The organism is Cupriavidus sp. UBA2010 (genome assembly GCF_002335265.1).
Taxonomy (GTDB): domain Bacteria; phylum Pseudomonadota; class Gammaproteobacteria; order Burkholderiales; family Burkholderiaceae; genus Cupriavidus; species Cupriavidus metallidurans.
Window position 1 is genome coordinate 82,379 of record NZ_DDCI01000015.1, and the last position, 26,154, is coordinate 108,532.

Sequence of the window (26,154 nt, forward strand, 5' to 3'; positions counted from 1 at the left end):
GGCCGGCTTTATCCGCGCAAACCGCTACTAGTACCGCGCCTAGGCCGCTTCCGGCTAGTGCGTTGTATTACAACCCATTACAGCTCCGCTGGGGATGGATGTCTGGCCGACAGGGAAGGGATGGCCGAACCGCTTGTATGAGTTCTAAAACATTAGCAGAAAAGCCAGTGGCGGCCACCCCGGACTAACGCGGGATTGGCAACAATCTAGCGGGAGATTTGCCGGCCGTTCCGGTGCAGCAGGGTATTCAGCGGCACATCGCGCGGGCCGGGAACCAGGATCACGGCGTCGCCTGCACGCAGCACGCCAGGCTGGACGACGCCCAGGTACACGCCGGAAAAACTGCTTTCCAGCATGTCGCGCGCGGCGTGGGCGTACCCCATCGCCGCATTGAACTTGTAGCAGGGCCGCCGTGGCGCATTCACCACAAGTTCGACGTCGCCGATGAGCAGGCGGTCGTCCACCCACAACGCGGACTCCAGCAAGCCCTGGGTCGTCAGGTTCTCGCCCATCGCGCCGAACGCCAGCGGACGCTCGGATTCCTCGACCCCGGCATCGCGCCGGCGCGTGTTCCACCAGGTGTAGTGCTCGATCGGATAGGCATAGACGGCCCGCTCGGGTCCGCCGTGGACGCTGCGGTCCACCTGCTCGTCGCCGGCCAGCCCCAGGCGGTGCACGCCCACGGCAATCGGATGATGCAATGTACTGAGCGGGTGTTTGCGGATGGCCGACATCACCACCGCCTCCGTGCCTGCGCCTGCCACCACGAGCGGCAGTGCGGTGCCAACATTGACGGCCAGCACACGGCCAATGCTCCTGCCACCGGCGCCGGCGGGGTTCGGACGCGGATCGGTTTCGGCCACGGTACGCTCTCCTTGCGTGTGCGGGGCTGCGCGCGCGTCATGCTGCCGCGCGTCGGCTTTGCACCGAGTGTACCGACTTGGGCGCTCGTTTGAGCAAGGGAATGTGGGGAAACAGACGCACGTTCCAGGCGTCTGGCGGGGCGGGGCGTCTGCCGGTCAGGCGTCCCGCCCGGACGTCGCGCCATGCCTCATGGCGCGGGTCCGGGAAGCGCTCGAACGCTCAGTTCCAGATGGGATTTTCCTTCTGCATCTGCTCGGCGGTCTTCGAATGCCAGTAGGCACCGATCTGACGCTCGGTGACGTAGCCCTTCTTCTTCACATCGATTTGAGAGAAGCGCTTGTAGACCTCCGGCATGCCGGCCTTGGCCTCGTCGCGGGTCAGCTTGCCGTCATGGTTGGTGTCCGCGGCCTTGAACTTCTCGGAAATCATGGCCTTGGCCTGGGAGGTTGGCGGCATCGGAGGAACCTCGGCGGACCCCGTCGCCGGTTGCGCTGCGGGCTGCTGTGTCTGCTGAGCGTTCGCCCCGAAAGCAGCGAGCGCCAGTGTTACGGCTACGGCCAAACCAACTACAGGTGTACGGACAGTCATTTTTCCCTCTCCTCCTGAAATTTACGGTTCAGCATTGCCTGCTCTGGCAATGTCAGGACCGCCCGCCGAAAGCAGGCGACCAAGAGGAATAATAGTCACGCGCGCCCTGCGCTCCAAACATCATTTCACGGCGTCAGAATGTGACTTGACTGAAGCCAGCGCTCGAGTCAGCGTGCAAGCGTGGGGGTGAGTGCCTTGGGATTGGCGATGCTGTCGTGCTTGCCGGCCAGCACATCAAGGATGTTCTGGAACGCCGCGCGGAAGTAGAGTTCGTAGCTTTCGCGCTCCACATAGCCCAGGTGCGGCGTGCAGATGCAGTTCTCCATGCGCAGCAGGGCATGACCCTGCAGGATCGGCTCGGACTCGAACACGTCGATGGCCGCCATGCCCGGACGTCCGCGATTCAGCGCGGCGACCAGCGCGTTTTCCTCGATCAGCTCGGCGCGGCTGGTGTTCACAAACAACGATGTGGGCTTCATGCGCTGCAGATCGGCCAGCTTGACGATGCCGCGCGTCTCGTCGTTCAGGCGCAGGTGCAGCGACAGCACGTCGGAGTCGGCAAACAGCTGTTCGACCGATTCCGCCACGTTAAGGCCAGCCTCCCGGGCGCCCTGCTGCGAAGCCTCGCGGCCCCAGACCAGCACGTTCATGCCAAAGGCGCGGCCGTAGCCCGCCAGCAGGCGGCCGATCTTGCCATAGCCCCAGATGCCGAGCGTCTGTCCGCGCAGGACCTGCCCCAGGCCGAAGTTCGGCGGCATCGTGGTCGATTTCAGGCCCGACTGCTGCCAGGCGCCGTGCTTGAGGCTGGCAACGTACTGGGGAATGCGGCGCTGGGCCGCCATGATCAGCGCCCAGGTCAGCTCGGCGGGCGCCACGGGAGAACCGACGCCTTCCAGCACGACCACGCCGCGCTCGGTACAGGCCTCGATGTCGACATGGTTCCCCGCCCGGCCGGTCTGGCTGATGATCCTGAGCTTGGGCAGCTTCTCGAGTAGCTGACGCGTCACACGGGTGCGCTCGCGAATCAGCACCAATGCCTCGACATCCGAGAGGCGCGCTGCCAATTGGCCCACGCCCTTCACGGTGTTGTTGAAGACCTTGACGTCATGGCCTTCGAGCAGCGCAAAGCAGGGCAGCTTGCGCACGGCGTCCTGGTAATCGTCGAGAACTGCAATCTTCATTGGTGACTCTTTGACCTCGGGCTCGGTGCGCACGGCCACAGAATCAGTGCGCAACCGACAGTATTGTTGGATTTCCTGACACAACATTGAAAGCGGACATCATCGTCCCCAACCGTGTCCGCGACGACCCGCGGCGGTGGCGAAAAGGCATCTCGGCTGAGGTAACAATGTTGCGCAGCAAAAAACAGGTGATCCGTGCAATGGTATCCTTGCCCGCTCCCGCGACGCGCACAGTGCGGTTGAGCTACGCTCCCACACCCCGTTCGTCGCCGGACAATGCCCGCCCGGCCCCTGTCGCCCGCCAAAAGCAGGCGAAGCGCAACTGTATCGCAGCAACAGGGCCCCTCGCGACCATTTGAAAGAATTTGGTCGCCGCCGAGTTGTAACGGGATGTCACGGTCAGAAGGCAAGTGCGCCATGCCGAACAAGGCAGGCAGCCGGCCCGGCCCCGACTTTCCCGGCCCGCTCATCCGCGAACCGCCGCTCGGACATTGCACGATTTCTTTTTCGCTTTGGAGTCGCAGTATGAACCACCCCACAATGCAAGGCACTCCGGCACTGAACGTGCCGGCTTGGGTCAAGAACCAGAAACTGGTCGCCTGGGTTGCCGACATCGCCGCATTGACCAAGCCCGACCAGGTCTACTGGTGCGATGGCTCGCAGGAAGAATATGACCGCCTGTGCGAGCAGATGGTCGCCGCCGGCACGATGCGCCGCCTGAACCCGGCCAAGCGCAAGAACTCGTTCCTGGCCCTGTCGGATCCCTCCGATGTGGCACGTGTCGAAGACCGCACTTTCATCTGCTCGCAGAAGCAGGAAGACGCCGGCCCGACCAACAACTGGACCGCACCGGCCGAAATGCGCCAGACGCTGAACGGCCTGTTCGACGGCTGCATGCGTGGCCGCACCCTGTACGTGGTGCCGTTCTCGATGGGCCCGCTGGGTTCGCCGATCGCCCACATCGGCGTCGAGCTGTCCGACTCGCCGTACGTCGCCGTGAACATGCGCATCATGACCCGCATGGGCCGCGCCGTGTACGACGTGCTGGGCGCCGACGGCGAGTTCGTGCCGTGCGTGCATACCGTGGGCAAGCCCCTGGCCGCTGGCGAGAAGGACGTGGCATGGCCGTGCAACCCGACCAAGTACATCGTGCACTTCCCCGAGACGCGCGAAATCTGGTCGTTCGGTTCGGGCTACGGCGGCAATGCGCTGCTGGGCAAGAAGTGCTTCGCCCTGCGGATCGCCTCGACGATGGGCCGCGACGAAGGCTGGCTGGCCGAGCACATGCTGATCCTCGGCGTGACCTCGCCGGAAGGCAAGAAGTACCACGTGGCCGCCGCGTTCCCGTCGGCCTGCGGCAAGACCAACTTCGCCATGCTGATCCCGCCCAAGGGCTTCGAGGGCTGGAAGGTCACGACGATCGGTGACGACATCGCCTGGATCAAGCCGGGCAACGATGGCCGCCTGTACGCCATCAACCCGGAAGCCGGCTACTTCGGCGTGGCCCCGGGCACGAGCGAGAAGACCAACTTCAACGCGATGGCGACGCTCAAGGAAAACGTCATCTTCACCAACGTGGCGCTGACCGACGACGGCGACGTGTGGTGGGAAGGCATGACGAAGGAAGCCCCGGCGCACCTGATCGACTGGCAGGGCAAGGACTGGACGCCCGAGATCGCCAAGTCGACCGGCGCCAAGGCTGCCCACCCGAACGCCCGCTTCACGGCGCCGGCCTCGCAATGCCCGTCGATCGACGACAACTGGGACAACCCGGCTGGCGTGGCCATCGATGCATTCATCTTCGGCGGCCGCCGCAGCTCCACCGTGCCGCTGGTGACCGAAGCCCGCAACTGGACCGAAGGCGTCTACATGGCCGCCACGATGGGTTCGGAAACCACCGCCGCCGCTGCCGGCCAGCAAGGCGTGGTCCGCCGCGATCCGTTCGCGATGCTGCCGTTCTGCGGCTACAACATGAGCGACTACTTCGGCCACTGGCTGGCACTGGGCAAGAAGCTCGAAGCCGCCGGCGCCAAGCTGCCGCGCATCTACTGCGTGAACTGGTTCCGCAAGGATGCCGACGGCAACTTCGTGTGGCCGGGCTTTGGCGAGAACATGCGCGTGCTGTCGTGGATGATCGACCGCGTGGAAGGCCGTGGCGAAGGCGCCGAGCACGTGTTCGGCACGTCGCCGCGCTACACGGACCTGAACTGGGACGGCCTGGCCTTCACGGCTGAGCAATTCACCCAGGTCACGTCGATCGACCGTGACGCATGGCAGAAGGAACTGGCGCTGCACGACGAACTGTTCACGCAGCTCAAGCACAACCTGCCGCAAGCGCTGGCGGAAACCAAGGACGCACTGGCCAAGCGCCTGTCGGCCTGAGTCTTCCCGCGTTAAGGAAAAACGCCGAACGGCTTGCCGCCGTTCGGCGTTTTTTTGTTTGGGCTATCGTTTTCTCGTGAACGGCCCCTCAACCACCCTCGACATCCAGCCCAAGCTGCTGCACCGCATACTTCACCAGTTCCGCCCGGCCCTCGATGCCAAGCTTGCGTTTCAGGTTGAGGCGGTGGGTCTCAACCGTGCGCACCGATACGCCGAGTTGAACCGCGATGTCCTTGTTGGCCTGTCCGCGTCCGATGCCGTGGAGGATGTCGCGTTCGCGCGGTGTCAGCGCGTCGAGCGGACTCACAGCCTGCTCCGCCATGCCGCGCGCGATACGGGCGCTGTAGAACACACGTCCCGCCAGCACCGCATGGATCGCGGCCAGTAACTCATCGGCTGGTGCGTCCTTGAGCACGTAGCCGCGCGCGCCCGCGCGGATCGCCTGGCGCACGTATTCCAGGTTGTCATGCATCGACACGATCAGCACGGCCAGTTCCGGGTAGCGATCGTGCAGGGCGCCCGCCAGGGCAATACCGCCCATGCCGCGCATGCCGATGTCGGTGATCACGAGGTCCGGCATGCGTCCGGCTTCGGCTGCCGCCAGCCACGCCAGCGCGGCCTCGCCATCGTCGGCTTCCCCGACCACTTCCAGCCCCGGTTGCAGCGTCAGGTGCATACGCATGCCGTCGCGCACCAGTGCGTGATCGTCGATCAGCAATACGCGTGCGGCGGAGGAGGTGGTGACGGCCGGATCGGCGTCGTGGGGTGCGATCATGACTGCGAAGTCTCGGGGGAAAAGGGCTGCGGAGCGGTGGGCAGCGAAGCGGTGAGCAGCGTGCCGGTGGAAGCGGAGAGGATTTCGAAACTTCCGCCCAGCGCGGCTACCCGCTCGCGCAGGTTGCGCAGGCCGATGCCGCGGCTCGGATCGATCTGCATGCGGGCCACGTCAAAACCCGTGCCGTTGTCCCGCACCGTCAGGCGCGTGGCACGGTCGGCAAAGTCGAGTGTCACATCGACGCGCGTGGCATGGGCGTGGCGCTCGACATTGGTCAGCGCCTCCTGCGCAATCCGGAACAGCGCGGTCGCCGGCTCGTCGGCCAGCAGACGCGGCTTGCCGGTCTGCGTCACGTTGATCATCAGCGAGCTGCCGGCCTGCATCTCGCGCGCCAGATGCTGAAGCGCGGCGTACAGGCCAAGATCGTCGAGCAAGGCAGGGCGCAGGTTGCGCGCCACGCGGCGCACTTCGTTGAAGACGGAATCGAGCCGGTTCAGCGCCATGCCGAGGATCGGCGCCACCGACGCTCCCTCGGTCGGGGCCAGGCGGATGCGGTTCGTTGCAGCTTCGAGCACCAGTTTGACCGACACCAGCAACTGGCTGATGCCGTCATGGAGCTCACGGGACAATCGCGCGCGTTCCTCTTCCTGCGACTGCACCACACGCTGGGCAAGCTGCCGTAGCTTAGCGTCGGCCTCACGGTGTTCGCTGACGTTGAGCGCCAGGCCGCTGGCGGCCACCAGCAGGATACTGATGGCGGCGATCACGCCGATCCAGGCCATGGTTTCGCGGATGTCGGTCTCGGCGCGCGCGTCGAGCTGGCGCAGCGTCTGCTCTACGTCGTCAAGATAAATGCCGGTGCCGAGCATCCAGTTCCAGGCCGGCACGGCCACCACATAGCCCAGTTTGGGCGCCACCTGCTGCGAGGACGGCTTTTTCCACAGATAACGCACCGAGCCACCACCCGCCTTGGCGGCAGCCACCAGCTTCTGGATCGTCAGCGCCCCTTCGGGGTCGCGCATCAGCCAGAGGTCCTGGCCCACAAGTTCGGGCTGGCGCGGGTGCATCAGGTTGCGCCCCTGCAGGTCATACAGGAAGAAATAGCCGTCCCGGCCGTAATCGAGCCGCGCCAGCGCGTCCATGGCGGCCTGCCGGGTGGCCTCGTCCGTGCGGCCGGATTTGACCATCGGCGCGATCGCGCTTTGCGCCAGCTCTACGTAGTGGCGCAGCTCGGTTTCCTTGCTTTGCAGGTAGGCGGCCTCCACCAGCATGCGCTCGTGCCGAACCAGCGCAGTGGCCTGGAAACGGACGGCCAGCGCGATGCCGAGCATGGCAACGGCCAGCGGCGCCACGGCAAGCAAAAGTATCTTTTGGCGGAGTTTCATCTGAACCGGGGGTAAACACCGACGCCGGGAAGACCGCATGAAACCGTCGATCTACGCACTACTACGCAGGTGCGTTGCGTAGTTCCGCGCTTGTGGCGGCCTGGGCGGGTGTCAATACTACACGCCGGATTGATCCGGGGGCCCTGCCCTTGGCGCGATCTGACACAATTGGTGTGCCTCGATCCACTGCGAATCTCGGTGATCTCGCTGTCGAGCGCACTGACCACCTGCACGACAAGATCCGGTTCAGACGAGAACAGACCGGGCGCCGCGGACATCCAGGAGGCAATCTTCCAAGCGATCGTCGGCGGCCGCCATCCGGCACGCCCCCGCTGCCCGCCTCCCGTCGCCGCAGGCCTTTTCAGCCGGTCTGAGGAGACCCTTCAAATGAATCGCATCGGACAACACCTGTTGTGGCTGGCCGTCGCCGTGCTCGGCGCCTTCGCCTTTGCCACTGTCGCGCTGTCGCGTGGCGAGGCCGTCAGTGCCCTGTGGATCGTGGTTGCCGCGCTCTGCATCTACCTGATCGCCTACCGCTACTACAGCCGCTTCATCGCCGACAAGGTGATGCAGCTCGACCCCAATCGCATGACGCCCGCCTGGCGCCACAACGATGGCCTGGACTACGTGCCGACCAACAAGGCGGTGCTGTTCGGCCACCATTTCGCCGCCATCGCCGGCGCCGGGCCGCTGGTGGGGCCCGTGCTGGCCGCGCAAATGGGCTATATGCCGGGCATGTTGTGGATTCTGGCCGGCGTGGTATTCGCCGGTGCGGTGCAGGATTTCATGATCCTGTTCATCTCCACGCGCCGCGACGGCCGTTCGCTGGGCGACCTGGTCAAGTCCGAGATGGGCACCGTGCCGGGCATGATCGCCCTGTTCGGCTGCTTCATGATCATGATCATCATCCTGGCGGTGCTGGCGCTGATCGTGGTGAAGGCACTGGCCGGCTCGCCGTGGGGCACGTTCACCGTGGCGGTGACGATTCCCATCGCGCTGTTCATGGGCATCTACACGCGCTACATCCGTCCGGGCCGCATCGGCGAAGTGTCGGTAATCGGCTTCGTGCTGCTGATGCTCGCCATTATCGGCGGCCAGTACGTACATGAAAGCGCTGTGCTGGCGCCGCTGTTCACGTACGACGGCAAGGCCCTGACATGGATGCTGATCATCTACGGCTTTATCGCCGCCGTGCTGCCGGTGTGGCTGCTGCTGGCCCCGCGTGACTATCTGTCGACCTTCCTGAAGATCGGCACGATCATCGCGCTGGCCATCGGCATCCTGATCGTCGCGCCAGAACTGAAGATGCCGGCGTTCACGCAGTTTGCGCAAGGTGGCGGCCCGGTGTGGTCGGGCAACCTGTTCCCGTTCCTCTTCATCACGATCGCCTGCGGCGCCGTTTCGGGCTTCCACGCGCTGATCTCGTCGGGCACCACGCCGAAGCTGCTGGAAAATGAATCGCACGCGCGCTTCATTGGCTACGGCGCGATGCTGGCCGAGTCGTTCGTCGCCATCATGGCGCTGGTGGCCGCCTCGGTGATCGAGCCGGGCGTGTACTTCGCGATGAACAGCCCGGCGGCCGTGATCGGCAATACGCCGGAAGCCGTGGCGCACGTGGTCTCCACCTGGGGCTTCGTGATCACGCCGGACGTGCTGATCCAGACCGCCAAGGACGTGGGCGAGAACACAATCATCTCGCGCGCCGGTGGCGCTCCGACGCTGGCCGTCGGCATCGCCCACATCCTGCATCAGGTGGTGGGTGGCCAGGCCATGATGGCCTTCTGGTACCACTTCGCGATCCTGTTCGAAGCGCTGTTCATCCTGACCGCCGTGGACGCGGGCACCCGTGCCGGCCGCTTCATGCTGCAGGATCTGCTGGGCAGCTTCGTGCCGTCCCTGCAGCGTACCGACTCGCTGCCGGCCAACCTGATCGCCACCGCGCTGACCGTGGCGGCCTGGGGCTACTTCCTGTACCAGGGCGTGGTCGATCCGCTGGGCGGCATCAACACGCTGTGGCCGCTGTTCGGTATCTCCAACCAGATGCTGGCCGCCGTGGCGCTGGTGCTGAGCACCTGTGTGCTGGTCAAGATGAAGCGCGGGCAGTACGCCTGGGTAACGCTGCTGCCGACCTGCTGGCTGCTGATCTGCACGCTGACCGCCGGCTGGCAGAAGCTGTTCGACGCCGATCCGAAGGTCAGCTTCCTGACCCATGCTTCGAAGTTCAGCGCCGCGATCGCCGAAGGCAAGGTACTGGCTCCGGCCAAGACGATGGAGCAGATGCAGCGCATCGTCTTCAACGACTACCTGGATGCCGGCCTGTGCGCGCTGTTCATGTTCGTGGTGCTGTCGATCGTGTTCTATGGGTTCAAGACCGCGATGTCGGCCCGCGCCATCTCGAAGCGCACGGACCGCGAAACGCCGTTCGAGCCGATGCCGGCCCAGGCTTCGGCAGGGTCGCAATGATCACCTGGAGGCCATCATGCTGGAACAGCTCGGAACCATGGGACGTTATCTGGGCCAGTCGCTGCGGCTGATGGTCGGCCTGCCCGACTATCAGACCTACGTGGCCCATATGGAAAGCACCCACCCCGACCGCAAGCCGATGACGTACGAGGAATTCTTCCGCGAGCGTCAGGAGGCACGCTACGGCGGCGGACAGGGAAAGTGCTGCTGACCAGACTCGCATGACGCCTCTGGCGCAGGCAAGACAAGGCGACCCACCTGGGTCGCCTTTTTTACTGGTGGCCATATGCGACGCAAATGCCATATGGCGTTGCGCCAGCACATCGACTGCTAACGCCTTGATACCGTTTCTGCAGAGGGTTACAGGGCCTCACAACTCGTTACAGCAACGGGGGGACTCCTTCTCTACACTCTCGAACCAGATACCCGCCATATAAAGGAAAAACGATGTCTCGTCCTCTTCGCAACCTGACCCTGGCCCTTGCCCTTTCGGCAGCTGCGCTGCCGGTGTTCGCAGGGGGAGATCTGAACAACGCACTGGGCGGTGGCCTGGGCGGCGTCGCTGGCGCCGCGGTGGGCGGCGCGCTGGGTGGTAGCACCGGCGCCGTGATCGGTGGCGCCGTGGGCGGTGGTGCCGGTGGCGCCATCACTTCGAACCGTCGCGAACGCACCGGCGCCATCATTGGTGGCGCACTGGGCGGTGGTGCAGGTACAGCGGCCGGCAACGCCATGGGCGGCCGTACCGGCGGCCTGGTTGGCGCTGGCCTGGGTGGCGCTGCAGGCGCGGCGCTGGGTGGCAATGTGTCGCGCAGCAACTCGTACGACGATGATCGTCGATACAACCGTGGGTACAAGCGCAGCAAGCACCGTCACCACCACCACGACGACTGAGTCACAAAGGAATAGACTACGGGCCCTGAACGGGCCCGTTTTCTTTTGTCCGGCCGGTCTCTGGCCGAAGCCCAAACAAAAAGCCCGTACCGGTGAGGGTACGGGCTTTTGCGGAATGCCTGGCTGGGATCAGAGCTTGGCGCCGTCCGAGTAGACGTCGAAGCCCTTCGCGCCATCGGTGTACGTGTCAAACTTGCCGCTCTTGGCGCCGTCGGTGTAGGTATCGAACTTGCCGGCCTTGGCGCCATCGGTGTAGGTGTCAAACTTGCCGGCCTTGGCACCGTCGGTGTAGGTATCGAACTTGCCTGCCTTGGCGAAGGCGGGAGCTGCCGACAGGGCAACGGTCAGGGCAGCGATCAGGGCGAATTGGCGCTTCATGATGGAATCCTTTTTCACATTCAAGGATGCCGGTGGTCCCAGGACCGGTGCTGCAATGCGGCATCAGATGGTGCGATATTAGGCATTTCCCTGATATGAATAAATAGCGCCGTCCACAATGATTGGTTGTGCTTTCAACAATAAATCACCCGGATCGTGTAAAAATTCACCGGTGAACAGGGAGACTATGTCATGGATCGGCTTCAATCGATGCGCGTCTTCGCCAAAGTCGTCGAACTGGGCAGTTTTGCCCGTGCGGCGCAGCAATTGGAAATGTCCAATGCGGTCGTGACGCGCTATGTCGCTGATCTGGAAAGCCATCTCGGCACCCGGTTGCTGAACCGGACCACCCGAAGCCTCTCCCTGACCGACGCCGGCGAGACGTATCTGCAGCGCTGTTCGCAGATTCTCGAAGACGTGGAGGAAGCCGAGTCGATCGTTGCCGCGCGCAGCCAGTCACTATCCGGCACGCTACGGCTTGTCACCCCGGTCATGTTCGGCCTGCATCTGCTGCCGCAGATCCTGGAACGCTTCCAGCAGCTGTATCCCGAGGTCGTTTTCGACGTGCAGCTTTCGGACCGAATGATCGACATCGTCGAGGAAGGGCGGGACGTAGGCGTGATGCTGTCCGATCTCGGGCTCGGCTCGCACCTCGTGGCGCGCCCGCTGATCTCCGCCGAAGTCATTCTTTGCGCCTCGCCGGGCTATCTGCGCGAACACCCGCCGCTGCGCAATGCGCATGACCTGTCCAACCACCGCGCCATCGCGATGCGGCTGCCCAACGCCGAGCACGAATGGACACTGTCCGGCCCCGAAGGCGAGGTGACCGTGCCGATTCGCCCAGGCCTGCTGTGCAGCAATGCCGAACTGGCGCACCAGGCGGCGCTGACCAATATGGGCATCGCGATGCTGTCGTCGTACCTGGCACGACCGAACATCGAGGCAGGGCGGCTGACGCATATCCTGCCCCAGTACCAGTTGCCGCGCCGCGACGTGAGCGTGGTCTATCCAAGCCGCAAGTTCCTGCCGACCAAGGTCAGGGCCTTCATCGACTTCCTGCTGGAGGAAAGCCAGCAACGGGCGGTGGACACGGAGAACAAGCCGCAGATGACCGCGGCAAAATGAAAACGGCGGGGCTCACGCCCCGCCGTTTTACCTTACCGTGATGCCAGAAGGTGAGTGATTACTCTTCGGCGTCGGCTGTCTGCTTTGTGGTTGCGCGCGTCTTCTTGGCAGCAGCCGTCTTTGTCGCCGTCTTCGTGGCGGCCTTCTTCGCTGCCGGCGCCTTCTTGGCGGCCACCTTTGCAGGCGCCGACTCTGCCTTGGCCGCCGACTTGGCCGCAGGCTTCGCGGTCTTGGCCGCCGCGCCCGCCTTGGGTTCACGCGCCTCAAACTCGAAACCGATCTTGCCGTCCGGCTGCTTGACCAGGAAAGCCTTGAAGTTGCGGCCCGTACGCGACGACTTGAAGCCAGTCAGCAGGTCGGTCTTGCCATCCGTCAGCAGCTTGCCGATCTGCTCACGCGAGATTTCCTGCTGCAGGATGATCTTGCCGCTGGTGAAGTCGCACGATTTCGCACTGCCCACGGCGTTCTCGCAGACGTACTTCATGCCGTGCTCGTAGACCGAGCCGCCGCACTTTGGACACTTGCCGACCGGGGTCTGCTCGCTGAAGTCCACCGGTTCGCCATCGCCTTCGTCGTCATTCTGGCCGAAGTCGAACTCCATCTTCCAGTTGCCGTCGTCATCCTTGGCCAACTTCAGGATGGCCGCGAACGGCCGGCCCATCTTGCTGCGGAATCCCTGCAACGGGCCGATTTCCTTCTTCAGCAGCAGTTCCTCGACTTCCTCGATCTCGAACTGGCGGCCGCCAGGGATCTTGCTGATCGAGAATTCGCAGGCCGTGCAGGCGAAGCGACGGTAGTTCTCCTTGACCTGGCCACCGCACTGCGGGCACGGCGTGTCGAGCGTCGCGTAATCGCCTGGAATCGTGTCGTTGTCGTATTCCTTGGCACGCTTGACGATCTGCTGCGTCATCTGCGCGATCTCGCGCATGAACTCGTCACGCTTGAGACGTCCGCGCTCGATCTGCGACAGCTTGTGTTCCCACTCACCCGTCAGCTCGGCCTGGGTCAGTTCCTCCACGCCCAGTCCGCGCAACAGCGTCATCAGCTGGAACGCCTTGGCCGTGGGAATCAGCTCGCGGCCTTCGCGGACCAGATACTTCTCAGCCAGCAGGCCTTCGATGATGGCCGCGCGCGTGGCCGGCGTGCCCAGGCCCTTGCCTGCCATCGCCTCGCGTAGCGCATCGTCGTCCACGAGCTTGCCGGCACCTTCCATGGCCGACAGCAGCGTCGCTTCGTTATAGCGGGCCGGCGGGCGCGTGGTCAGGCCGACGGACTCGACCTTGTCGGTCTTGACCTTCTCGTCCTTCTGCACCGGCACCAGATTGGCGTCCTTGTCGTCCTTGCCCTGTGCCTCGCGGCCGTAGATCACCAGCCAGCCCGGATTGACCAGGATCTTGCCCTCGGTCTTGAAGTGGTGGCCGGCAACCTCGGTGATCCGCGTGGTCACCTGGAACTCGGCGGTCGGGAAGAACACGGCCAGGAAACGTCGCACGACCAGGTCGTACAGTTTCTGTTCGGGCTCGGACAGGTTCTTGGGCGCCTGCAGGGTCGGGATGATAGCGAAGTGATCGCTGATCTTGCTGTTGTCGAAGATCCGCTTGTTCGGCTTCACCCAGCCGCTCGACAGAATTTTCTTCGCGTGCGGCAGATAGTTCGGCGAGCTGTCGGCCAACATGTCCATGGTCTGCTTGACCGTGTCCAGGTAGTCCTCCGGCAGCGCGCGCGCGTCGGTACGCGGGTACGTCAGCACCTTGTGCTTTTCGTACAGCGCCTGGGCCAGGCCCAGCGTGTTCTTGGCCGAGAATCCGAAACGCGAGTTGGCTTCGCGCTGCAGCGTGGTCAGGTCGAACAGGGCAGGCGACTGCTGCGTCGACGGCTTGGATTCCTCGGTGACCGTGCCTTGCTTGTCACGGCAGGCCGCCACGATGCTCTTGGCTTCCGCCTCGCTCCACAGGCGCGAGTCGCGCGCCTCGGGATCGAACTCGTTCTTCTTGAACTTCGGGTCGAACCAGCGGCCTTCGTAGAGGCCCGCGGCGGCGATGAACTCGGCCCGCACCTCCCAGTAGTCGCGGGGGACGAAGTGTTTGATCTTCTCCTCGCGCTCGACCACGATCGACAGCGTCGGCGTCTGTACCCGGCCCACGGTGGTCAGGAAGAAGCCGCCGCCCTTGCTGTTGAAGGCCGTCATGGCGCGCGTGCCGTTGATGCCGACCAGCCAGTCGGCTTCGGAACGGCAGCGGGCCGCGTCGGCCAGCGGGAGCATTTCCTCGTCCTCGCGCAGCGCGGCAAACCCGTCGCGGATGGCCTGCGGCGTCATTGACTGCAGCCACAGGCGGCGCACCGGCTGCTTGGCCTTGGCCTGCTGGGCGATCAGTCGGAAGATCAGTTCCCCTTCGCGCCCCGCGTCACAGGCATTGATCAGCGCGGTCACGTCCTTGCGCTTGATCAGGCGGTTCAGCACCTTGAGGCGTGACTCGGTCTTGGCGATCGGGCGCAGATCGAAGTGCGGCGGGATCACCGGCAGATTGGCGAAGCTCCACTTGCCACGCTTCACCTCGTAATCGTCGGGCGCCGCGATCTCTACCAAGTGACCGACGGCCGAGGACAGCACGTAGTCGTCGCTCTCGAAATACTCGTCGTGCTTGGTAAAGCCCCCGAGGGCGCGCGCGATATCGGCGGCGACCGATGGCTTTTCCGCGATGATGAGGGCTTTAGACATTCAACGGGTCCTTGTGGCACCACTGCGCAAGGGCAGTGCGCGCCTCTTGAAATTCACGACAAACTATGTAAACAGCACGGCTGGGCTTTGAGGCGCCAATAATAAGCGCGGTTCGGACGGCGGTGCAAGCTGATGCCACGCCCAAACGCGGCACCACGCAACGCCGGCCTGCTTCCTACCCAAGCAACCAGTCGAGCACTTGAGGAATCTCCGACGCCGTTGCCGGCATCGCACTGCCACGCGCCAGCATCCGGTCCAGAACTTCCAGGTGGGGCAACACCGTTCCGTAAAAGTGCGGTGCCCCTCCGGCAATGGGCTGAATCAATACAGTAGGAAAGTTTTCGATATCGATGTCCTCACCCAGCCGATCGGCATGGGTTTCGATATCGACCCAGACGAAACAGTCGTCCGGATAGCGTGCCGCCAACGCCGCAAACCCGCTCACATATTCCTTGCAGGTCCCACACCAGTCCGCGCACAGGCAGGCAACCAGACGGCCGCCTGGGCGCGCCGCCAATGCCTGACGGATGGCTGCGAGATCTCGCTCGGGGAAGTAAACGGTCATTGCGCGCAAAAAATGAGACGGTTGCGATACCGCGGATCATGCCAGACGTCGGTAACGATTGCCGGCCATGCGTTCGACCGCCCCCCCAAGCTCAAGCTCCAGAAGCATTGCCGCCGCCACGTGCGGCGCGAGACCGGATCGCTCGCACAACGCATCGAACGTGACAGGATCATAGGCGAGGGCGGCGCCGAACGGATCACCAGGCGTTGGCGCCGAATCGGGTACGGTTACTGGAGAGACTGAAGCCACCCCGCCCGGATCGCCGAACTCCTCGAACACGTCGGCCGGTGTCTCGACCAGCTTGGCCCCCTGACGGATCAGCTTGTGGCAGCCTCGGGCCAGCTCGGCGTGGATCGATCCCGGCATCGCGAATACCTCCCTGCCGATCTCGGACGCCAGCCGCGCCGTGATCAGCGAACCCGACCGCTCCGCCGCTTCCACCACCAGCACGCCGCGAGACAGGGCCGCAATGATACGGTTGCGACGCGGAAAGTGGTTCGGCAACCCGGGCGTGCCCAGCGCAAACTCGCTGACGATGGCACCGCCAGCGTCGACGATCCGATGTGCCAGCGCATGATGCCTGCCCGGGTAGACGATATCGGCGCCCGTCCCGATCACGGCCACAGTGCCGCCCGGCCCCTCAAGTGCCCCGGCGTGGGCTGCGGCGTCGATGCCGAGCGCAAGGCCGGACACCACTGTCCATCCGGCATTGGAAAACGCCGATGCAAACGCCTGGGCATCGCGCGCGCCTTGCGTTGTCGCCTTGCGCGCGCCGACCATGCCAAGCGCTGGGCCGGCCAGACGGGCAGGGTCTCCATTGATATAGAGCAGCAGGGGAGGGTCGGCCAGATCGAGCAGCCCCGCCGGGTAACCGGCATCGGCCATCGTGACCATGGCATGGCGGGCATCGGCCAGCCACGCAAGCGTGCAGTCGATCAACGCCGACATGGCGGCATCCGGCCGCGCGTTCAATACACACGCCACCTTGGCATCCACCACTTCACGCAGGCTTGCCAGGTTCTGGGCGAGCACAGTCTGCGGCAGGCCGAACTTCGCCAGCAGGCGTCGTCCGGCCAGTGCGCTGACGCCCGGCGTCGCCGTCAGCCGCAGCCAGGCTGCGACCTCGGCGGGATCGCGAGTCGAATCGGTCATCGGCAACGATGCGGCGCGTGGCAGGGCACGCGCCCGGGTCAGCGCGGCGTCGAGGCGATATCGCCAACCTTCATCACGTTGGACGCGTCGGTCACCAGCGCGTACGCAACGCCCGGGAACACGCGGTAGACGTACGCGAGACCGTAGCGATCATCGGGCAACTCGATAGCGCGATTGCCATCGGTCGGATCGGCGACGTGGCCACCATCGCTCGAGAGCGCCAGCACGTGGCCCGGCTCCAGACCGGCGTTGGCGCCAATGTTGAGCACCACGATCTGCTTGGCGCCGCCATAGCGCACGCCGCCATACACGGCGGCGACACGTCCCTCGACTTCACCATCGGGAGCATGCGGCACATAGCGGATCAGTTCGCGCTGCGGCTGCGGCAGCAGCAGCGAGCCCGGACCGATTTCCTGCAGGGACTGGGTGGCCTGGACCGTGGTCACCGCATTCGGGCCCTCGGGTCCGCGCGTCACGCGCACGCTGCCTTCGTAAGCCGCCTCGAAGCCAATTACCCGGCCGGTGACCGGATCGAGCACGGGGCTGGCCGGCCGGAATGCCTGCCAGTCGCTGCCGAGCGAGGCGTCGGCCGGCGCAATGCCACGCGCGTAGGCCATGTCACCGCGCCCCATATAGACACGGGCGTCGGGCAGAGCGACGATGCGCGCCGAGGTATCCACCGTGCCCTGGTCAACGACGAGCGGTCGGATCAGGAACGGCTCGATATCGCTGGAGGCAATGCTCTGGATGGCCTCGCCGTCGCCACCATTCCCGCGAATGCGCGGGGACAGGCGGACGTCGCCGCTGGCACCGCCCGGAGGGTTGGTGGACAGGTAGGCGCGGCCATCGCGCTGGACCAGATAGAGAATCTGGCCCGGATAGATCAGGTGAGGATTGTGGACCTGCTGCCGGTTCATGCCCCACAGCTGGGGCCAGCGCCAGGGCTGGCGCAGGTACTGTCCGGAAATGCCCCAAAGCGTGTCGCCCGAACGCACCGTATACTGACTGGGCGCATTGGGCGAGAGATCGGCAACGGGGATGCCCTGCTGTGCCGTGCGATCGGCCTCCGCAAGCTGGACCGGCGAGACGCTCAGGTCAGCGGCCTGAACCGCCATGGTCATCCCAGTTGTGATCCCTGCGACACTCAAGATGGCGAGGGTGAACGCGTGCAGCCTGCGGCCCGACGCCGCCTGTTCTTTGGTAAGATCGCGCATTTTCCTGAACCGGTCGGGAGAACGACCGGATTGACCCTAGGTAGAGCGTGCCTGCTGCGGCGCGCCTTGAATTTTTGTACTAGCGCCCCGATTCTGCATGGAAACCCCGGTCGCCGCAACGGCGGCCGGACCGTGGACAGCACCCGGCGTTGCGCCCGAGCATCATGGCAAAACTCGACATCCTCACCTACCCCGATCCTCGCCTGCACAAAGTGGCCAAGCCCGTGGAGGTGGTGGACGACCGCATCCGCCAGCTCGTGAAAGACATGGCCGAAACCATGTACGAAGCGCCCGGCATTGGCCTGGCCGCGACGCAAGTGGACGTGCACGAGCGCGTGATCGTGATCGACATTTCCGAGAGCCGGGATGAATTGATGGTGTTCATCAACCCCGAGGTCACTTGGGCCAGCGAGAACCGCAAGGTATGGGAAGAGGGCTGCCTGTCGGTGCCCGAAGTCTATGACCGCGTGGAGCGCCCGGATCGCGTCAAGGTACGCGCGCTCGACGAGAAGGGCGAAACGTTCGAGCTCGACGCCGACGATCTGCTCGCTGTATGTATACAGCACGAGATCGATCACCTCGACGGCAAGGTATTCGTGGAATATCTGTCGCCACTCAAGCTCCAGCGCATCAAGAGCAAGCTCCAGAAGCGCGTGCGCTCGCGCATGTAAGGATGTAACAATCGCGCGGAGGCGGAAACGCCTCTGCTAAGGTTACAGCTTCCGAAGAACACATACGTACCCGGCCGCTATGCGGCCGGTGTCGTTTTCATTGCGGAATATCGTCATGACCCAAGCCCAGCCACTGCGCGTCGCTTTTGCGGGAACGCCGGAATTCGCGCGCGTCGCCCTTGAGGCCATTCACGCCGCCGGATTTCCGGTGGTCGCCGTGCTGACCCAGCCAGACCGGCCCGCCGGCCGGGGCATGCAATTGCAGGCCAGCCCGGTCAAACAATTTGCCATCGAGGCCGGCTTGGGCCCCGTGCTGCAGCCACGCTCGTTGCGCCGCCAGGGCAAGTATCCGGAGGAAGCCGGCGCGGCCGTCGACACGCTCGCGGAAATCGCGCCCGATGTGATGGTGGTGGCCGCCTACGGCCTGATTCTGCCGACCGAAGTCCTTGAGTTGCCGCGCCATGGCTGCCTGAATATCCATGCCTCGCTGCTGCCGCGGTGGCGCGGCGCCGCGCCGATCCACCGCGCGATCGAGGCGGGCGACCCGGAGACCGGCATCACGCTGATGCAGATGGACGAGGGGCTCGACACCGGCGCGATGTTGTCGCGCGAGTCCACGCCGATCGGCCCGCAGGACAGTACCGGCACGCTGCACGACACACTGGCCGCGCTCGGCGGGCGCATGATCGTGGATGCGCTGCGCCAGCTCGCCGCGGGCCAGCCGCTCACCGCCACGCCGCAGCCCGAAGCCGGTGTCACCTACGCGGAGAAAATCGCCAAGGATGAGGCACCGCTCGACCTGACGCGCCCGGCCACCGAACTGGCGAACCAGATCCGCGCCTTCAACCCGTTCCCGGGCGCCACGGTGCAAGTGGGCGATACCGTCATCAAGTGCTGGCAGGCGCTGCCGCTGGCCGCCGCCACCAGCCTGCCGCATCCCCCGGGCACGATCCTGGCCGCCGACTCAGCCGGCGTGATCATCGCCTGCGGCAATGGCAGCGCCCTGCAGGTCACCGAGCTGCAGAAGCCCGGCGGCCGGCGCCAGCCAGCGCAACAGTTCCTGCAGGCCATGCCGCTGCCACCGGGAACGCGCTGCCTGATTGCCGGCGCCTAGCAGGTACTCCATGGCGAGCGCCGCAGCAATGTGACCCCGGGTTATCACAATGCGTAAAACGTCGCCTCCGGCATTGAATTTCCACGGTTCGCACCCTATCTAACCGTTATCGTGTCCACGCAGGGGCGTGGCACGCGACTGACAGACGATCTGGAGATCAAGCCATGTTCAACTGGGTCAAGACCTTCATGCTGATGGCCGCGATCACGGCGCTGTTCGTTGTGATCGGCGGCATGATCGGCGGACGCAACGGCATGACATTCGCCCTGCTGATCGCGCTCGGCATGAACTTCTTCTCCTACTGGTTCTCGGACAAGATGGTCCTGCGCATGTACAACGCGCAGGAAGTGGATGCCAGCACCGCGCCGCAGTTCTACAACATGGTGCACGAGCTTTCGCAGCGTGCCGGCCTGCCGATGCCGCGCGTGTACCTGATCAACGAGGATGCGCCAAACGCGTTTGCCACTGGCCGCAATCCCGAACACGCCGCGGTGGCCGCCACCACGGGCATCCTGCGGGTGCTCTCGGACCGCGAACTGCGCGGCGTGATGGCCCACGAACTCGCGCACGTGAAGCATCGCGACATCCTGACCTCGACCATCGCCGCGACGATGGCCGGCGCCATTTCCGCGCTGGCCAATATGGCGATGTTCTTCGGCGGGCGCGACGAGAACGGCAACCGCTCGAATCCGATTGCCGCCATCGCCGTGGCGATCCTGGCGCCGCTGGCGGCATCATTGATCCAGATGGCGATCTCGCGGGCACGCGAATTCGAGGCCGACCGTGGCGGCGCGGAGATCAGCGGAGACCCGCAGGCCCTGGCCAGCGCGCTCGACAAGATCCATCGCTACGCCCAGGGCATTCCGTTCCAGGCTGCCGAGGAGCATCCGGCCACGGCGCAGATGATGATCATGAATCCGCTCTCGGGCGGCGGGATCGCGAACCTGTTCTCGACCCACCCCGCCACGGAGGAACGGATCGCGCGCCTGATGCAGATGGCGCAGACCGGCACCTACCCGGCCTGACGCGCATTGCCACGTTTCCGGGGGCTCATGCCCGGTAACGGGTAAACTGCCCGCTGTGTTCCGTCAGGAGCCGGCGGGCTTTTTCGTATCCGCACGGGCCCGACGGCCCGTACCACCCGTTTTTTGCAGATTTCCGGTATTTCCCATGCGCCTGCCACCAGATTCCCTTGCCTTCCAGATGCTCGGCGCCGCCGCTGCAGTACGCGGCGTCCATGAAGGCACGGCCCTGCCGCAAGCCATCGAGGACGCCACCAACCTGCTGCGCCTGGACCGCGTGCGCGATGCCGCGACGCGCGGCGCCATCCAGGACCTGGCCTATCGCACCGTGCGGCAGTTCGGCGCCACGCGCGCCCTGGTGACGGAACTGGTCACCCGCCCGCCCGGCGCGCTGGTCGATTCCCTGCTGGCCGTGGCGCTCGCGCTGCTGCTCGAAGGCGAGGAAGGCGATCGGAGCAAGGTCGGACGCGGCGGCTACTCCGACTTCACCGTCGTCGATCAGGCCGTCAGCGCAGCAGCCTCGGAGCCGAAGACCGCCCATGCGCGCGGGCTCGTGAATGCAGTACTTCGCCGGTTCCTGCGTGAGCGCAAGGCCCTGATGGACGCGATCGCCAAGGACGAGGAAGCACGCTGGAACCTGCCCACGTGGTGGCTTGAGCAACTCCGCGCCGCTTACCCGGATCGCTGGACGGCATTGGCGGAGAGCGTCAATGCCCGCCCGCCAATGACGCTGCGCGTCAACACCAAGCGCCTGTCGGTCGACGAATACCTGAAGGAGCTGGCCAACGCGGGCATGGCGGGCACCGCCATCGGCCCTCAGGCCGTGCGGCTGGTTCGGGCATTTCCGGTATCGCAGGTGCCAGGTTTCGCCACCGGCGATGTCTCCGTACAGGATGCCGGCGCCCAACTTGCCGCGCCGCTCTGCGAAGTTGCCGACGGGATGCGCGTGCTGGACGCCTGTGCGGCCCCCGGGGGCAAGACCGGCCATCTGCTCGAACTGGCCGATATCCACGTGACCGCCGTGGAAAGCGATGCGGAACGCGCCGCGCGCATTCATGAGAATCTGGCCCGCCTGGACCAGCGTGCCGAGGTCATCGTTGGCGATGCCAGCCGCCCGAAGGACTGGTGGGATGGCCAGCAGTTCGACCGCATTCTGGCCGATGTGCCGTGCTCGGCGTCGGGCATCGTCCGACGCCATCCCGATATCCGCTGGCTGCGCCGCGAATCGGACATCACGAAGCTTGTCAATGAGCAACGTCGCATCGTGTCGCAATTGTGGTCGCTTCTTAAGCCAGGCGGCATTCTGGTCTATGTGACCTGTTCTATTTTCCCAACGGAGGGCGAGGAGCAGGCGCTCTGGTTTGGTGCCCAGCTCCCAGATGCGATACGATTGCAGGCGCCCGGGCAGCTCCTGCCCGGCACGAAGGCGCAGGAGACGGCCGGCACCGACATGGCCGGCCAGCCAAGCCTGCCATCGGATCACGATGGCTTCTACTACGCCCGCTTCCAGAAACGCGCCTGAATTCCACCGATGCTGAGCACGCCGCGCCTGTTCGACCTACGTGTCCCCGGTCACGCGTTGCGCGAGTGCCCGGCAGACTCGCTGGTGAACACACTCCGCGCATGGTGCGCGGCCACGATGATGATGCTGATGCTGATGGTGCTTGCCCCGCACGCATCGGCGCAGCTCATCGAGACTACCGAGGCCCGCATCGAGTACCAGGACGGCGGGTTCGATCTCGCCGCGTCGTTCGACTTCGACCTGCCGCCCGCGCTGGAAGACGCCCTGCACAAGGGCATCTCGCTCTATTTCGTCGTCGACTTCCAGCTCACGCGCCCACGCTGGTACTGGTTCGACGAGAAGCCGGTCAACACCATGCGCACGGTGCGCATTTCCTATCAGCCGTTGACGCGCCAGTACCGCGTGTCGACCGGTGGCCTGCAATTACCGTTCAGCCGTCTCAAGAGCGCGTTGCAGTTCATCCAGCAAGTACGCGGCTGGCGCGTGTTCGAACGCAACCAGGTCAGGCTCGGCGAGACCTATCACGCCGAAACACGGATGCGCCTGGACCTTTCCCAGCTACCGAAGCCGTTCCAGATCAACGCCGTGAATACGCGTGAGTGGAACCTGTCGTCGGAGTGGAAGCGCTTCAACTACACGGTGCCGACCAACCTCGACGCACCGCCGCCACCGGCCCCGGTAGCACCGCCGCCCGTTGCGCCACCCGCACCGCCGGCCATGCCCGGCTCGTCACCAACGCCCGCTTCGGCCGTCAGCGCGGAACCACGCACGCAGTTCTCGCAAACGCTGTCGAATGCGTTGTCCACGAACCAACTGGTCCAGCCGGTAAGCCAGCCATGAACGGCAATCCGTGGGACAGCAGATTCCGACGCCTGCTCTATCGCGTCGTGGTGGGCATCATCGTCTTCCTGGCGTTGGTACTGGTGGGACTGCTAGCCGGGGCCTCGGCCAATACCGAGTTCTTCGACCGCTATTTCACGCTGCTCTTCAAGATCAACCTCGTTGTCGGCGCCTTGCTGGTGCTGACCGTGGGCGCGCTCGCGTTGACGCTCTGGCTGCGCTATCGCCGCGGCAAGTTCGGCACGCGGCTGATGTCGAAGCTGGCCGTGTTCTTCGGCGTGGTCGGCGTATTACCGGGCGTTCTGATCTATCTGGTCTCGCTGCAGTTCGTTTCCCGCAGTATCGAGTCGTGGTTCGACGTGCGCGTGGAAACCGCGCTCGAGGCCGGCCTCAATCTCGGCCGCTCCACCATCGACAGCCAGTTGGCCGATCTGCAGGGCAAGGCGCGCTTGATGGCCGACCAGCTGACCGGCTCGAGCGGCATGGCAACGTCGCTGCAACTGAACCGCCTGCGCGAGCAGTACGGCGTACAGGAAGCCGCGATCTTCACCGGCAGCGGACGCGTGCTGGCAACGGCGTCGAGCAGCTATGCGTCGCTGGTGCCGGACCTGCCATCCGGCGTGCTGGCAGAGCAGGCACGCATGGCCGGAGGCTATGCGGCAGTGGAAGGTGGCACCGATCCGTCGACTGGCGACAAACCGCAGCCCAATGTCGATAGCAGCCATCTCTACCGGCTGCGCGTGATCATTCCGCTGGGACCCGCGCCGAGCGCGGCAGCCTCCGACGATCAGGCACAGGCCACTGCAAGTGCTGCCGTGGCCGCGGCGGCGCGTACCCAGCATCCCCCGCCGAAACTCGGCCTGCCCGTGCCGAGTAGTCGTTGGGCAGGCTCGGGCCTGTCCGTGGAGCGTCGCCCCGAGGATGCGCCCGCCACGGGCTTCGGCCTGGTGGGCGACACTGTGCGAGAGGAGCGATACCTGCAGGTCCTGCACCCGGTACCTGGCGTGCTCGCGCGCAATGCCGACGAGGTCCAGCGGGCCTATCAGGAATATCAGGAAAAGGCGCTGGGCCGCACCGGCCTGCGCAAGATGTACATCGGCACGCTGACGCTGACGCTGTTCCTCGCCGTGTTCATCGCCGTGATGCTGGCGCTGCTGCTGGGTGGCCAGCTAGCCCGCCCGCTGCTGATGCTGCTGCAGGGTACGAAGGAAGTGGCGGAGGGCGACCTCTCTCCCAAGCGTGAGCTCAAAAGCCGCGACGAACTCGGGATGCTGACCCAGCAGTTCAACCAGATGACGCGTCAGCTTTCTGAAGCGCGCATCGCCGTGGAAGAGAATCGCAGTGCGCTCGAGCAGTCGAAGGCGTATCTGGAAAGCGTGCTGCGGAATCTGACCGCAGGTGTGCTCGTGTTCGACCGGCGCTTTGTGCTGATCACTACCAACCCCGGCGCCGAGCGCATCTTTCGCCAGCCGCTCAACGGTGTGCTGGGCCACCCGGTGGAACAGATCCCCGGCATGAACGACTTCGCGGAGATCGTGCGTCAGGCATTTTCCGAGCAGACCACCAGCGAGGTCCTGGGGGGCGCGCAGCACTGGCAGAAGCAGATCGAGTTGCCGCAGGGCGACGAGGAGCAGCCGCTCACACTGCTGGTTCGCGGCGCGCATCTTCCTGGCGGCAGCCATGACGAACCGGGCTACGTGGTGGTGTTCGACGATATCTCCGACGTGATCTCGGCACAGCGTTCGGTGGCCTGGGGAGAAGTGGCGCGCCGTCTTGCCCACGAGATCAAGAATCCGCTGACACCGATCCAGCTATCGGCGGAACGGCTGCAGATGAAGCTGTCCCCTAAACTTGAGACGTCGGATGCCGAAGTACTGAAACGTGGGGCTGCGACAATCGTCAACCAGGTGGCGGCGATGAAGCGCATGGTCGATGATTTCCGCGACTACGCGCGCACGCCGCCGGCTGTGATGCAGTCGCTGCCGCTCAACGGCCTGGTGTCGGAAGTCCTGCATCTCTACGGCATCGATGACCCTGCCGTGCACGAGCACCCCGTGATCCATCCGACGCTGGACACGGATATGCCTGAAATCAAAGGCGATCCGACCCAACTCAGGCAAGTGATTCACAACCTGTTGCAAAATGCCCAGGATGCGGTGGCGGAAAACGTTGCGGCCGGTAGGGCGGCGCCCCATATCACTCTGCACACCGAGACTGTAGAATACAAAGATTCTGCCGGCGAAGACCGGCAAGCCGTCAAGCTGTCCATAGCGGACAATGGCCCCGGCTTCGCACCACGGATTCTGAGCCGCGCGTTCGAACCCTATGTGACCACGAAGGCCAAGGGCACGGGTCTCGGGCTGGCGATGGTGAAAAAGATCATTGACGAACATGGCGCACGCATCGAGGTGCGCAATCGCATGAACGGCACCGAGATCATTGGCGCTCAGATCTCGATCCTGTTCGTTAAGCTGGCATAGTCAATCTTGCGCACCGGCAACGTCCGGTGACGCTGCGGTGGGGTTAAGAGGAACGTATGGCAACCATCCTCGTAGTCGATGACGAAATGGGTATCCGGGAGCTGCTCTCGGAAATCCTGAGCGACGAAGGCCACGTGGTCGAAGTGGCGGAGAACGCCCAGCAGGCACGCGAGTTCCGTGCAGGCGCGACGCCGGACCTGGTGCTGCTCGATATCTGGATGCCGGATACGGACGGCGTGACGCTGCTCAAGGAGTGGTCGGCACAGGGCTTCCTGACCATGCCGGTCATCATGATGTCCGGCCATGCGACGATCGACACGGCCGTCGAAGCCACCAAGATCGGCGCGCTCAACTTCCTTGAGAAGCCGATCGCGCTGCAGAAGCTGCTGTCCGCCGTCGAGGCAGGGCTGGCCCGTGGGGTCGAGCGCCCACGCGCCGCGCCTTCCGTGGTGGCCGCACCTGCCGCCGCCAGCACGGGCGAAGCCGCGGTCTCCGCGATGGCAACCGCCGAGGTACCGGCCGAGGCCATCGCGAACGGCACGGCTACCCGCGGTGTGCCCGAAGGTGAAATGCAGTTCTCGTTCGACATGCCGCTGCGTGAAGCGCGCGACCTGTTCGAGCGTGCGTACTTCGAGTACCACCTGGTGCGCGAACACGGCAGCATGACCCGAGTGGCGGAGAAGACCGGTCTGGAGCGTACCCACCTGTACCGCAAGCTCAAGCAGCTGGGCGTGGAACTGGGCCGCAACAAGCCCGAGCCGACCGAGCAATAAGTGGCTCGACAAAACGCTTGACGAACCAGTTTTGCACAGTTATAGTTTCG

22 protein-coding genes are annotated in these 26,154 nt (G+C 64.7%); 12 read left to right on the forward strand and 10 right to left on the reverse strand.

Annotated elements, in window-relative coordinates; translation table 11 throughout:
• Nucleotides 1-206: 206 nt before the first annotated feature.
• From B2246_RS11325 to B2246_RS11335, 3 genes are all read right to left on the reverse strand, one after another.
• On the reverse strand, nucleotides 207-863 hold the full coding sequence (locus B2246_RS11325) for an MOSC domain-containing protein (protein ID WP_008642768.1): 657 nt from the start codon (nucleotides 861-863) through the stop codon (nucleotides 207-209).
• Between the two features lie 220 nt (nucleotides 864-1,083).
• Nucleotides 1,084-1,452, reverse strand: a complete 369-nt coding sequence (locus tag B2246_RS11330) for a hypothetical protein (protein WP_011517993.1) — start codon at nucleotides 1,450-1,452, stop codon at nucleotides 1,084-1,086.
• 167 nt (nucleotides 1,453-1,619) lie between these two features.
• Nucleotides 1,620-2,633, reverse strand: a complete 1,014-nt coding sequence (locus tag B2246_RS11335; protein WP_008642764.1) for a D-2-hydroxyacid dehydrogenase family protein — start codon at nucleotides 2,631-2,633, stop codon at nucleotides 1,620-1,622.
• A gap of 525 nt (nucleotides 2,634-3,158) precedes the next feature.
• Here B2246_RS11335 and B2246_RS11340 point away from each other — a divergent pair.
• Nucleotides 3,159-5,015 (forward strand): phosphoenolpyruvate carboxykinase (GTP), encoded by a 1,857-nt coding sequence (locus B2246_RS11340; protein WP_008642762.1) that lies wholly within the window; start codon nucleotides 3,159-3,161, stop codon nucleotides 5,013-5,015.
• A gap of 88 nt (nucleotides 5,016-5,103) precedes the next feature.
• Here B2246_RS11340 and B2246_RS11345 read toward each other — a convergent pair whose 3' ends face one another.
• Nucleotides 5,104-5,790, reverse strand: coding sequence for a response regulator (locus B2246_RS11345; protein WP_008642759.1), 687 nt, complete (start codon nucleotides 5,788-5,790; stop codon nucleotides 5,104-5,106).
• Nucleotides 5,787-7,175 carry a cache domain-containing protein gene (locus tag B2246_RS11350; protein ID WP_286882267.1) on the reverse strand — a complete coding sequence of 463 codons (1,389 nt, stop codon included), beginning with the start codon at nucleotides 7,173-7,175 and terminating at the stop codon, nucleotides 5,787-5,789. Before B2246_RS11350 ends, B2246_RS11345 begins: the two co-directional genes overlap by 4 nt.
• 387 nt (nucleotides 7,176-7,562) lie before the next feature.
• On the opposite strand from B2246_RS11350, the gene B2246_RS11355 reads away from it, so the two are divergent.
• From B2246_RS11355 to B2246_RS11365, 3 genes are all read left to right on the forward strand, one after another.
• Nucleotides 7,563-9,638: a carbon starvation CstA family protein gene (locus tag B2246_RS11355; RefSeq protein WP_017511108.1), complete on the forward strand. Its 2,076-nt coding sequence runs from the start codon at nucleotides 7,563-7,565 to the stop codon at nucleotides 9,636-9,638.
• Nucleotides 9,639-9,654: 16 nt separating this feature from the next.
• Nucleotides 9,655-9,849, forward strand: coding sequence for a YbdD/YjiX family protein (locus tag B2246_RS11360; RefSeq protein WP_017511107.1), 195 nt, complete (start codon nucleotides 9,655-9,657; stop codon nucleotides 9,847-9,849).
• Between the two features lie 236 nt (nucleotides 9,850-10,085).
• Nucleotides 10,086-10,529 carry a membrane protein gene (locus B2246_RS11365; RefSeq protein ID WP_008642753.1) on the forward strand — a complete coding sequence of 148 codons (444 nt, stop codon included), beginning with the start codon at nucleotides 10,086-10,088 and terminating at the stop codon, nucleotides 10,527-10,529.
• Nucleotides 10,530-10,658: 129 nt separating this feature from the next.
• On the opposite strand, the gene B2246_RS11370 is transcribed toward B2246_RS11365, so the two are convergent.
• Nucleotides 10,659-10,907: a hypothetical protein gene (locus B2246_RS11370; protein WP_008642752.1), complete on the reverse strand. Its 249-nt coding sequence runs from the start codon at nucleotides 10,905-10,907 to the stop codon at nucleotides 10,659-10,661.
• Between the two features lie 192 nt (nucleotides 10,908-11,099).
• Between B2246_RS11370 and B2246_RS11375 the strand changes: the two genes are divergently transcribed.
• Nucleotides 11,100-12,032, forward strand: coding sequence for a LysR family transcriptional regulator (locus B2246_RS11375; RefSeq protein WP_008642751.1), 933 nt, complete (start codon nucleotides 11,100-11,102; stop codon nucleotides 12,030-12,032).
• A 58-nt stretch (nucleotides 12,033-12,090) separates the two neighbouring features.
• Here the strand turns inward: B2246_RS11375 and B2246_RS11380 are convergent, their stop codons facing one another.
• The 4 genes from B2246_RS11380 to B2246_RS11395 form a co-directional block, all read right to left on the reverse strand.
• Entirely contained in the window at nucleotides 12,091-14,751 is a 2,661-nt protein-coding gene (locus tag B2246_RS11380) for a DNA topoisomerase III (protein WP_286882266.1), read from the reverse strand.
• Nucleotides 14,752-14,926: 175 nt separating this feature from the next.
• On the reverse strand, nucleotides 14,927-15,316 hold the full coding sequence (locus B2246_RS11385; RefSeq protein ID WP_186425579.1) for a thioredoxin family protein: 390 nt from the start codon (nucleotides 15,314-15,316) through the stop codon (nucleotides 14,927-14,929).
• Between the two features lie 36 nt (nucleotides 15,317-15,352).
• Nucleotides 15,353-16,468 (reverse strand): DNA-processing protein DprA, encoded by a 1,116-nt coding sequence (gene dprA, locus B2246_RS11390; RefSeq protein WP_286882265.1) that lies wholly within the window; start codon nucleotides 16,466-16,468, stop codon nucleotides 15,353-15,355.
• Nucleotides 16,469-16,506: 38 nt separating this feature from the next.
• Nucleotides 16,507-17,682, reverse strand: coding sequence for a LysM peptidoglycan-binding domain-containing protein (locus tag B2246_RS11395; protein WP_024569234.1), 1,176 nt, complete (start codon nucleotides 17,680-17,682; stop codon nucleotides 16,507-16,509).
• A gap of 164 nt (nucleotides 17,683-17,846) precedes the next feature.
• Between B2246_RS11395 and def the strand changes: the two genes are divergently transcribed.
• The 7 genes from def to B2246_RS11430 all read left to right on the forward strand — a co-directional run bounded on the left by def (nucleotide 17,847) and on the right by B2246_RS11430 (nucleotide 26,104).
• Complete coding sequence (def, locus tag B2246_RS11400; protein WP_008641024.1) at nucleotides 17,847-18,353, forward strand: peptide deformylase; 507 nt, start codon at nucleotides 17,847-17,849, stop codon at nucleotides 18,351-18,353.
• A gap of 115 nt (nucleotides 18,354-18,468) precedes the next feature.
• The gene (gene fmt, locus B2246_RS11405) at nucleotides 18,469-19,467 is read left to right on the forward strand and encodes a methionyl-tRNA formyltransferase (protein ID WP_008641023.1); all 999 of its coding nucleotides are present in this window, start codon (nucleotides 18,469-18,471) and stop codon (nucleotides 19,465-19,467) included.
• A gap of 164 nt (nucleotides 19,468-19,631) precedes the next feature.
• Nucleotides 19,632-20,492 carry a zinc metalloprotease HtpX gene (gene htpX / locus B2246_RS11410; protein ID WP_008641022.1) on the forward strand — a complete coding sequence of 287 codons (861 nt, stop codon included), beginning with the start codon at nucleotides 19,632-19,634 and terminating at the stop codon, nucleotides 20,490-20,492.
• Between the two features lie 145 nt (nucleotides 20,493-20,637).
• The gene (gene rsmB / locus B2246_RS11415; RefSeq protein ID WP_286882264.1) at nucleotides 20,638-22,011 is read left to right on the forward strand and encodes a 16S rRNA (cytosine(967)-C(5))-methyltransferase RsmB; all 1,374 of its coding nucleotides are present in this window, start codon (nucleotides 20,638-20,640) and stop codon (nucleotides 22,009-22,011) included.
• A 9-nt stretch (nucleotides 22,012-22,020) separates the two neighbouring features.
• Entirely contained in the window at nucleotides 22,021-22,851 is an 831-nt protein-coding gene (locus B2246_RS11420; RefSeq protein ID WP_008641019.1) for a DUF4390 domain-containing protein, read from the forward strand.
• Nucleotides 22,848-25,331 (forward strand): sensor histidine kinase, encoded by a 2,484-nt coding sequence (locus B2246_RS11425; protein ID WP_008641018.1) that lies wholly within the window; start codon nucleotides 22,848-22,850, stop codon nucleotides 25,329-25,331. The genes B2246_RS11420 and B2246_RS11425 overlap by 4 nt, the downstream gene beginning before the upstream one ends.
• Nucleotides 25,332-25,387: 56 nt before the next feature.
• Complete coding sequence (locus B2246_RS11430) at nucleotides 25,388-26,104, forward strand: response regulator (RefSeq protein ID WP_008641017.1); 717 nt, start codon at nucleotides 25,388-25,390, stop codon at nucleotides 26,102-26,104.
• The last annotated feature ends 50 nt before the right edge of the window (nucleotides 26,105-26,154 follow it).

Bases quoted from the DNA above. Each gene is read 5' to 3' on its own strand.
- B2246_RS11330 (WP_011517993.1), bottom strand. From the start codon at position 1,452: ATGACTGTCCGTACACCTGTAGTTGGTTTGGCCGTAGCCGTAACACTG.
- B2246_RS11335 (WP_008642764.1), bottom strand. From the start codon at position 2,633: ATGAAGATTGCAGTTCTCGACGATTACCAGGACGCCGTGCGCAAGCTG.
- B2246_RS11340 (WP_008642762.1), top strand. From the start codon at position 3,159: ATGAACCACCCCACAATGCAAGGCACTCCGGCACTGAACGTGCCGGCT.
- B2246_RS11345 (WP_008642759.1), bottom strand. From the start codon at position 5,790: ATGATCGCACCCCACGACGCCGATCCGGCCGTCACCACCTCCTCCGCC.
- B2246_RS11350 (WP_286882267.1), bottom strand. From the start codon at position 7,175: ATGAAACTCCGCCAAAAGATACTTTTGCTTGCCGTGGCGCCGCTGGCC.
- B2246_RS11355 (WP_017511108.1), top strand. From the start codon at position 7,563: ATGAATCGCATCGGACAACACCTGTTGTGGCTGGCCGTCGCCGTGCTC.
- B2246_RS11360 (WP_017511107.1), top strand. From the start codon at position 9,655: ATGCTGGAACAGCTCGGAACCATGGGACGTTATCTGGGCCAGTCGCTG.
- B2246_RS11365 (WP_008642753.1), top strand. From the start codon at position 10,086: ATGTCTCGTCCTCTTCGCAACCTGACCCTGGCCCTTGCCCTTTCGGCA.
- B2246_RS11370 (WP_008642752.1), bottom strand. From the start codon at position 10,907: ATGAAGCGCCAATTCGCCCTGATCGCTGCCCTGACCGTTGCCCTGTCG.
- B2246_RS11375 (WP_008642751.1), top strand. From the start codon at position 11,100: ATGGATCGGCTTCAATCGATGCGCGTCTTCGCCAAAGTCGTCGAACTG.
- B2246_RS11380 (WP_286882266.1), bottom strand. From the start codon at position 14,751: ATGTCTAAAGCCCTCATCATCGCGGAAAAGCCATCGGTCGCCGCCGAT.
- B2246_RS11385 (WP_186425579.1), bottom strand. From the start codon at position 15,316: ATGACCGTTTACTTCCCCGAGCGAGATCTCGCAGCCATCCGTCAGGCA.
- dprA (WP_286882265.1), bottom strand. From the start codon at position 16,468: ATGACCGATTCGACTCGCGATCCCGCCGAGGTCGCAGCCTGGCTGCGG.
- B2246_RS11395 (WP_024569234.1), bottom strand. From the start codon at position 17,682: ATGCGCGATCTTACCAAAGAACAGGCGGCGTCGGGCCGCAGGCTGCAC.
- def (WP_008641024.1), top strand. From the start codon at position 17,847: ATGGCAAAACTCGACATCCTCACCTACCCCGATCCTCGCCTGCACAAA.
- fmt (WP_008641023.1), top strand. From the start codon at position 18,469: ATGACCCAAGCCCAGCCACTGCGCGTCGCTTTTGCGGGAACGCCGGAA.
- htpX (WP_008641022.1), top strand. From the start codon at position 19,632: ATGTTCAACTGGGTCAAGACCTTCATGCTGATGGCCGCGATCACGGCG.
- rsmB (WP_286882264.1), top strand. From the start codon at position 20,638: ATGCGCCTGCCACCAGATTCCCTTGCCTTCCAGATGCTCGGCGCCGCC.
- B2246_RS11420 (WP_008641019.1), top strand. From the start codon at position 22,021: ATGCTGAGCACGCCGCGCCTGTTCGACCTACGTGTCCCCGGTCACGCG.
- B2246_RS11425 (WP_008641018.1), top strand. From the start codon at position 22,848: ATGAACGGCAATCCGTGGGACAGCAGATTCCGACGCCTGCTCTATCGC.
- B2246_RS11430 (WP_008641017.1), top strand. From the start codon at position 25,388: ATGGCAACCATCCTCGTAGTCGATGACGAAATGGGTATCCGGGAGCTG.